Origin of the sequence: Kitasatospora sp. NPDC001309, assembly GCF_042896295.1 — a bacterium.
Classification (GTDB): Bacteria; Actinomycetota; Actinomycetes; order Streptomycetales; family Streptomycetaceae; genus Kitasatospora.
The window spans coordinates 61,797-69,044 of sequence record NZ_JBIAXC010000053.1; the positions used below are offsets into that span (position 1 = coordinate 61,797).

Genomic DNA, 7,248 nt, shown 5'->3' on the forward strand with positions numbered 1-7,248 from the left:
TCATGTCCATCAAGAACATCCTCTCCGGCAAGCTCGGCTTCGGCACCGCCCCGCTCGGCAACATGTTCCGCGCGATCCCCGAGGACGAGGCCGCCGCCACCGTCGAGGCCGCCTGGGAGCACGGCGTCCGCTACTTCGACACCGCCCCCTTCTACGGCGCCGGCCTCGCCGAGGAGCGCCTGGGCCGGGTCCTGGCCGGCAAGCCGCGCGACGCGTACGTGCTGTCCACCAAGGTCGGCCGGGTCGTCCTCGACGAACGCGAGGAGGGCGCCCGCGACCTCGGTGAGAAGGGCGGCCTGTTCGAGCACGGCAACCCCAACAAGATGCTCCACGTCTGGACCGCCGACGCCACCGAGCGCTCCATCGAGGGCAGCCTCCAGCGCCTGGGCACCGACCGGCTGGACGTCGTCTGGGTCCACGACATCGCCCAGGACTTCCACGGCGACGAGTGGCTCGCCAAGTTCGAGGAGGCCCGCACCGGCGCCTTCCGCGTCCTCGGCCGGCTGCGCGACGAAGGCGTCATCAAGGCCTGGGGCCTGGGCGTCAACCGGACCGAGCCGATCGAGCTCACCCTCTCCCTCGACGAGCCCCGGCCCGACGGCTTCCTGCTCGCCGGCCGCTACACCCTGCTCGACCACGACCACGCGCTCCAGCGCCTGCTGCCGATGGCCCAGGAGCAGAACGTGGACATGGTCGTCGGCGGCCCCTACAGCTCCGGGATCCTCGCCGGCGGTACCCACTTCGAGTACCAGCAGGCACCCGGGCACATCGTCCGGCGGGTCACCGAGCTCAAGGAGCTCACCGCCCGGCACGGCGTCTCCGTCAAGGCCGCCGCGCTGCAGTTCTCCCTCGCCCACCCCGCCACTGCGGCCGTCATCCCCGGCGCCACCAGGCCCAGCCGGATCGCGGAGGACACCGCCGCCCTGAACGAGACCGTCCCGGCCGCGTTCTGGCACGACCTGCGGGCCGCCGGCCTGGTCAGCCCCGCCGCCCCGCTCCCCCATGACGCCTGAGCCCCGGCCGCACACCCCGCGCCGTCCCCCTCGCCGTCCCCCGTACTGCCCCCAGGAGATGCACCATGGCCTCCACCTCCGTCAGCCGCGTCCTGCCCGCCTCCCCCGAGAAGGTCTGGGAGCTCATCGGCGGCTTCGACTCCCTGCCCGACTGGCTCCCGTACATCCCGGAGAGCACCGCCTCCGAGGGCGGCCGCGTCCGCAGCCTCAAGAACCCCGACGGCGAGGTCATCGTCGAGCGCCTCGTCGGCTTCGACGAGGCCGCGCGCCACTACTCGTACGCCATCCTCCGGGCGCCGTTCCCGGTCACCGGCTACCTCTCCACCCTCCGGGTGCACACCGTCCCCGGCCACGACGACCTCGCCGAGGTCCAGTGGTCCGGCCGCTTCAACCCGGACGGCGTCACCGCCGCCGAGGCCGAGGAACTCTTCGCCGGCATCTACCGGGACGGCCTCGACGCCCTCCACCGGACGCTCGCGGGCTGACCCGGCGGGCCGTCGACCCTCGTTCAACGGCTGTGGCCGGGTGGGCGGTTCACCTCCTTCGTGAACCGCCCACCCGGCCACAGCCCTTTCCCCTTCCCTGCCCCGCCCTTTACCCAAGCCCGACCCGGGTGTGCGGCATGATCTGTACGGATCAACCGCCGACCGAGGAGCCACCGATGCACCGCTCCGCGCGCACCGCCGCCCTGGCCGCACTCGCCCTGCTCGCCGCCGCCGGCTGCGCGGCCACCCCCGCAGGGGCCCGCACCCAGCCGCCCACCGGCTCCGCCACCGCCGCTCCCGCACCCAGCGGCTCGGCCGCCTGGACCGGCGGCTTCCGCGGCTACGGCACCGCCCAGTGGCAGCGCTCCTGGGGCGTCGCGGGCCAAGGTGCCTGGGGCGCGGCCGACTTCACCGCCGTCGAGGACCGGACCGCCCCCGACGGCGGCCCCGCGCTCCAGGTGACGTACGGCGCCGGCTCCTCCGCCAACTCCTGCACCGACTGCCCCAATCCGGGCGGCGGCCAGTTCTACACCGACCTGAACGCGCTCGGCCTGTCCGCCCTCGCCCAGGGGCCCACGCTGGACCTCAAGTACTCCCTCCGCTTCCCCACCGGCCGCGACTGGGGCAAGGCCGGCAAGCTGCCGGGCCTGTACGGCGGGAAGATCGGCCAGGAGTCCGGCGGCAACCACGGCGCGGGCTGGTCCACCCGCTACATGTGGCGGGGTGCCAACGGCAGCCCCGACAACGGCGAGGTCTACCTCTACACCCCGACCGACTCCGGCCCGACCGGCTACGGTGTGGACGAGGGCCTGGGCGACTGGCACTTCCAGGCCGACGACCGCTGGCACACCGTCGAGCAGTCGGTGAACCGGAACACCGGCGAGGTCACCGTCTGGTACGACGGCCGCCAGGTGTACTCCGCCAGGGTCGCCTCCGGCATCGCCTCGATCCCCTTCGGCGGGGTGCTGTTCTCGACCTTCTACGGCGGCCACGACACCAGTTGGGGCCCGGCCAGCACCCAGCGCGCCCAGTTCGCCGGCTTCTCGCTCTCCGCCGGCGTCCAGCACTGACGAGCGGGGGCCTCACCGCCCTCGTCAAGGGGGTTTCCGGACTCCGGGATCCCAGCTGGAAATGGTCGGTGAAGGGCGTCCAAACATGTAGCGGTCATGCCATACTGCGTCGGTGACCTCAGCCAGCCCAGCGACACCCCCGCACCGCTCCAGGCCCCAACTGGGCCGGAAATTCACCATGCTGTGGTCGGCCTCGTCGATCTCGGCGGTCGGCGACGGCATGCGGGACTCGTCGCTTCCGTTGCTCGCCCTGGCCATCTCGGACTCCCCCTCGGCGGTGTCCGTGGTCGCGGTGGCCGGATCCCTCCCCTGGCTGCTGATGGCCCTGTTCGGCGGCGTCATCGCCGACCGCTTCGACCGCCGCCGGCTGATGTGGACGATCGACTTCGGCCGCGCCGCCATCCTGCTGGGGTTCGCCGCCTGGGTCTTCTCCACCACCCCGCCGCTCGCCCTGCTCGCCGCCCTGGCCTTCGTCCTCGGCTGCGGGGAGACGGTGTTCGTGAACGCCGCCACCTCGACCATCCCGGACGTGGTCCGCTCCGAGCAGCTGGACGTCGCCAACGGCCGTCTCCAGGGCGGCCTGCTGGTCGGCCGGATGATCGGTCCGCTGGTCGGCACCAGCCTGTTCGCGATCGCGGCCGGCTACCCGTTCACCGTCGACGGCGTCTCCTTCGCCCTCGCCGCCGCCCTGGTCGCCGCGACCGGCCGCTCGGGCTCCCCCCGGGCGCGGTCCGAGCGCCGGGTCATGGCCGAGGTCCGCGAGGGCGTCCGCTGGCTGTACGGGCACAAGCAACTGCGCCTGGTCGCCTCGCTCTCCGCCGTGGCCGCGGGCGCCTCCTCCCTCGGCATCACCATGATGGCGCTGCTGGTCACCCGCACCCTGCACGAGCCCACCTGGGCCTTCGGCGCCGTCCTCGCCACCGGCGTGGCCGGCGGCACCGCCGCCAGCATGGTGGCCGGCCGGATCGGCGAGCGGCTGGGCCGGCGGGCCCGGATCACCCTCGCCTTCGTGCTGATGGGCTCCTCGCTGCTGCTGATGGGCCTGAGCCCCTCGGTGTTCGCGGTGGCCCCGCTGTTCGCGCTCGGCAACTTCGGCGTGGTCACCTGGAACGTCCAGGCGATCTCGCTGCGCCAGCAGACCGTGCCCAAGGAACTGCTCGGCCGGGTCAACAGCTGCTACCTGATGCTCTCCCGGGTCGGGATGCTGATCGGCGCGGGCCTCAGCGGCTGGATCGGCTCCACCGTCGGCATCCGCACCCCGATCGTCATCGCCGGTGCGCTGATCCTCGCCGCGCTGTTCGTGATCCCGCGGATGGGCGACCTCGAACCGGCCCCGGCGCCCGTCGCCGAGGAACAGCCGGTCGAGCAGCGCGCGGGCTGACCCGTCCTGACCGACTGACCGACTGACCGACTGACCGACCGCAGGCTCGACGGCGGCGGCTCCCTCCCCCGGGGGAGCCGGTTCCTCCTCCCGGCCGAGGCCCACCCCCGGTCCGGCTGCGAGCGTTGGGGCACCGCCCCCGCCGCACCGGAGAGCCCCCATGACCGCCCTCGCCCAACTCCCGCCCGCCACCGGCCGCCTGCGCACTGCCACCGGCCGCCTGCGCACCGCCTGGGCCGCCGCCCACACCCCCGTCCCCGGCGTTCCGCGCTGGGCCGGGCTCGCCGCCCGGGCGGTGCCGCTCACCGTCCTGCCGTCCAGCGCCTGGCGGATCGCCACCTGCACCTTCCACGCCCCGCTGGACGGCGACGCGGTGCAGGACTCCGGCAGCCTCCCCTGGTGGCTGCCGCTGGAGCTGTACGTCGTCCTGCTGTCGGCCGTCTCCGAGCTGCTCGCCTTCACCGCGCTCGGCCTGGTCGCCCGCTGGGGCGAGGTGCTCCCGCGCCGGCTCCCGCTGCTGGGCGGCCGCCGTGTCCCGGTCGCGGCGGCCGTCGTCCCGGCCGCGCTGGGCGCCGCCGCGCTCAGCGTCGGCACGCTGCTGTTGACCGTGCTGCTCTCGACCGGCCGCGACCTCCGGGGCCGACCGCTGCCCGACGGCCTCCCGATGCTGTCCGGCGACTGGCACACCGTCGTCCTGGTCGCCTGCTACGCCCCACTGCTGCTCTGGGGCCCGCTGCTGGCCGCCGTCACCTGGGTCTACCTCCGCCGCCGACGCGGTCCCTCGTCATGAGCGCACCTGCGCACACACCATAGACTGCGGGCATGAGCTCCGGCGCCGATCTGGCAGATGCACACCGCTCGCAGCAGCGGGCCGAGGCGCGGCTGGACGTCGCCGCCTCCGTCCTCTCCCTGCTGGCCGACCGCACCCGGCTGGCGCTGCTGGAGCGGCTCGGCCGGGGCGAGGCGGACGTGACCACGCTGACCGAGGCGACCGGAGCCGCCCGGCCCTCGGTCAGCCAGCACCTGGCCAAGCTGCGGCTGGCCGGGCTGGTCGCCACCCGCAAGGACGGCCGGCGGGTGGTCTACTCGCTGCGCCACGGGCACCTGCGCCGGCTGGTGGACGAGGCCCTGAACGTCGCCGACCACCAGATCGGGCACCTCCCCCCGCACGACTGAGCCCCGGCCGGTCCGCGCAGGTCGTTCCGTCCGACAAACAAGTGCACACGTATGCACGCATTGCCTATGATGGGCGCACCACCACCCCCACCTCCGCCCCGGGACGGGCCCATGCTGACCGTGCTGCGCAACCGCACCTACCGCCACCTGTTCACCGCCCAGGTCGTCGCCCTGGTCGGCACCGGCCTGGCCACCGTGGCGCTCTCGCTGCTCGCGTACTCGATCGCCGGGAGCGACGCCTCGGCCGTCCTCGGCACCGCACTGGCGATCAAGATGGTCGCGTACGTGACGATCGCCCCGGTCGCCGGAGCCCTCGCCGGGCTGGTCCCCCGGCGCACCCTGATGGTCGCCATGGACCTCACCCGGGCCGCCGTCGCCCTCACCCTGCCGTTCGTCGACCGGGTGTGGCAGGTCTACGTCCTGATCTTCCTGCTCCAGGCCGCGTCCGCCGCCTTCACCCCGACCTTCCAGGCCACCATCCCCGAGGTGCTGCCCGCCGAACGCGACTACACCCGGGCGCTGTCGATGTCCCGGCTCGCCTACGACCTCGAATCGCTGTTCAGCCCGGCACTCGCCGCCCTGCTGCTCTCCGTGGTCCCGTACCACTGGCTGTTCGCCGGGACGACCGCGGGCTTCCTCGCCTCCGCCGCCCTGGTCGTCTCCGCCGTGCTGCCCAGGCCCCGGCCGGTCGAACGCACCGACGGGATCTACCGCAGGGCCGCGTTCGGCACCCGGCTGTTCCGGGCCACCCCACGGCTGCGGGCACTGCTCGCCCTGGACCTCGCGGTGGCGGCCGCCGGCGCCATCGTCTTCGTCGACACCGTCAACGTGGTCCGCGACCACTTCCACCGCCCGGTCGGCGCCGTCTCGCTGGCCCTCGGCGCGTACGGCGTCGGCTCGATGCTCGCCGCCCTGCTGCTGCCGCGGCTGCTCACCCGGGTCAGCGACCGGTCCGTCATGCTGCCCGCCGCCTTCGCCCTGCCCGGCGTCCTCGCCGCCGTCACCGCGATCACCGCCGCCCCGGCCGGCACCGGCAGCTGGCTCGCCCTGCTCGCCGCCTGGGCCCTGATCGGCGCCGCCGGCTCGGCCGTCCTGACACCCGGCGGCCGGGTGGTCCGCCGCTCCGCCGCCGACCCCGACCTGCCGGCCGCGTTCGCCGCCCAGTTCTCGCTGTCGCACGGCTGCTGGCTGCTCACCTACCCGCTGGCCGGCTGGCTCGCCGCCGGCGCCGGACTCCCCGCCACCGCGGTCGTCCTGGGCGCGGTCGCACTCACCGCCGCCCTGGCCGCCACCGCCCTGTGGCCCGCCCGGGACCCGGACGCCCTCAGCCACCGCCACACCGAGCTGCCGCTCGGCCACCCCCACCTCGCGGACGCCCGCCCCACCCCCGACGGCAGCTGGCAGCACGGCCACCACTACGTGATCGACCAGCACCACCACGCCTGGCCCCACCCACCCCGCGCCGCACTGAACTGAACTGAGCGGTGGGGCCGACGGACGGCCGGCCCCGGTCCCACCGGAGCCGCGGGTCAGCCCCTGGTCACCGGGATGCTGTGCGCGGCCATCGCCGCCGCCAGCCGGTCCGGCTCGTCCGGGGTGATCACCGGCTTGACCCGGGCGCCGAGGTCGACGACGAAGGCCACGCTCTTGTCGATCCGCCCCAGGTCCAGATTGAAGTAGTGCACGAAGTCCCCGGATCCCCAGATCCGCCACCGCCCGCCGACCCGGGTCAGCGGCACCTGCCGCAGCCCGCGGATCCGCCCGTACGGGATCCGCTTGGCGGACGCCAACGGGAAGTAGTACCGGCGAATCACGAGCTCACGCGCGGTGCACGTCACCAGACCGTCGTTGTACATGCGGGCCAGGCTAGCCCCGGCCCCCCGCGCAAGCCCTCCCATCGGAGGCCGGTCCGGGCAGGTCCGCCCGGACGTCGCATTGGGGGGACTACCTGGTGATACGCATAGCTCCCCGCGGACGTGCACCTGGGCGGACCCGGAAATGCGAAAAGGCCCACCCGGTCACCCGGGTGGGCCTTTTCTGAATGATTGTTCGGCGGCGTCCTACTCTCCCACAGGGTCCCCCCTGCAGTACCATCGGCGCTGTGAGGCTTAGCTTCCGGGTTC

At 74.0% G+C, this 7,248-nt stretch carries 8 protein-coding genes and 1 rRNA gene; 7 read left to right on the forward strand and 2 right to left on the reverse strand.

Annotated features, from left to right (window positions below; translation table 11 throughout):
- Positions 1-2: 2 nt before the first annotated feature.
- The 7 genes from ACFY2K_RS36625 (at position 3) to ACFY2K_RS36655 (ending at position 6,601) form a co-directional block, all read left to right on the forward strand.
- Positions 3-1,013, forward strand: a complete 1,011-nt coding sequence (locus ACFY2K_RS36625) for an aldo/keto reductase (protein WP_380527466.1) — start codon at positions 3-5, stop codon at positions 1,011-1,013.
- A 65-nt stretch (positions 1,014-1,078) separates the two neighbouring features.
- On the forward strand, positions 1,079-1,498 hold the full coding sequence (locus ACFY2K_RS36630; protein WP_387717008.1) for an SRPBCC family protein: 420 nt from the start codon (positions 1,079-1,081) through the stop codon (positions 1,496-1,498).
- A gap of 176 nt (positions 1,499-1,674) precedes the next feature.
- Positions 1,675-2,568 carry a polysaccharide lyase gene (locus ACFY2K_RS36635; RefSeq protein ID WP_380527462.1) on the forward strand — a complete coding sequence of 298 codons (894 nt, stop codon included), beginning with the start codon at positions 1,675-1,677 and terminating at the stop codon, positions 2,566-2,568.
- Positions 2,569-2,746: 178 nt separating this feature from the next.
- The gene (locus tag ACFY2K_RS36640) at positions 2,747-3,949 is read left to right on the forward strand and encodes an MFS transporter (RefSeq protein ID WP_380527460.1); all 1,203 of its coding nucleotides are present in this window, start codon (positions 2,747-2,749) and stop codon (positions 3,947-3,949) included.
- A 160-nt stretch (positions 3,950-4,109) separates the two neighbouring features.
- The gene (locus tag ACFY2K_RS36645) at positions 4,110-4,739 is read left to right on the forward strand and encodes a hypothetical protein (RefSeq protein ID WP_387717010.1); all 630 of its coding nucleotides are present in this window, start codon (positions 4,110-4,112) and stop codon (positions 4,737-4,739) included.
- Between the two features lie 32 nt (positions 4,740-4,771).
- Positions 4,772-5,125, forward strand: a complete 354-nt coding sequence (locus tag ACFY2K_RS36650; protein ID WP_350508582.1) for a metalloregulator ArsR/SmtB family transcription factor — start codon at positions 4,772-4,774, stop codon at positions 5,123-5,125.
- A 111-nt stretch (positions 5,126-5,236) separates the two neighbouring features.
- Positions 5,237-6,601, forward strand: coding sequence for an MFS transporter (locus ACFY2K_RS36655; protein ID WP_380595311.1), 1,365 nt, complete (start codon positions 5,237-5,239; stop codon positions 6,599-6,601).
- 53 nt (positions 6,602-6,654) lie between these two features.
- On the opposite strand, the gene ACFY2K_RS36660 is transcribed toward ACFY2K_RS36655, so the two are convergent.
- Both ACFY2K_RS36660 and rrf read right to left on the reverse strand, forming a co-directional pair.
- A complete protein-coding gene (locus ACFY2K_RS36660) occupies positions 6,655-6,981 on the reverse strand; it encodes a hypothetical protein (protein ID WP_375897148.1) in 327 nt (108 codons plus the stop codon).
- Positions 6,982-7,172: 191 nt separating this feature from the next.
- Positions 7,173-7,248 (reverse strand): 5S ribosomal RNA (gene rrf, locus ACFY2K_RS36665); the annotation flags it as partial.

Coding starts and splice junctions, on each gene's coding strand:
- ACFY2K_RS36660 (WP_375897148.1), bottom strand. CDS start 6,981: ATGTACAACGACGGTCTGGTGACGTGCACCGCGCGTGAGCTCGTGATT.
- ACFY2K_RS36625 (WP_380527466.1), top strand. CDS start 3: ATGTCCATCAAGAACATCCTCTCCGGCAAGCTCGGCTTCGGCACCGCC.
- ACFY2K_RS36640 (WP_380527460.1), top strand. CDS start 2,747: ATGCTGTGGTCGGCCTCGTCGATCTCGGCGGTCGGCGACGGCATGCGG.
- ACFY2K_RS36635 (WP_380527462.1), top strand. CDS start 1,675: ATGCACCGCTCCGCGCGCACCGCCGCCCTGGCCGCACTCGCCCTGCTC.
- ACFY2K_RS36655 (WP_380595311.1), top strand. CDS start 5,237: ATGCTGACCGTGCTGCGCAACCGCACCTACCGCCACCTGTTCACCGCC.
- ACFY2K_RS36630 (WP_387717008.1), top strand. CDS start 1,079: ATGGCCTCCACCTCCGTCAGCCGCGTCCTGCCCGCCTCCCCCGAGAAG.
- ACFY2K_RS36645 (WP_387717010.1), top strand. CDS start 4,110: ATGACCGCCCTCGCCCAACTCCCGCCCGCCACCGGCCGCCTGCGCACT.
- ACFY2K_RS36650 (WP_350508582.1), top strand. CDS start 4,772: ATGAGCTCCGGCGCCGATCTGGCAGATGCACACCGCTCGCAGCAGCGG.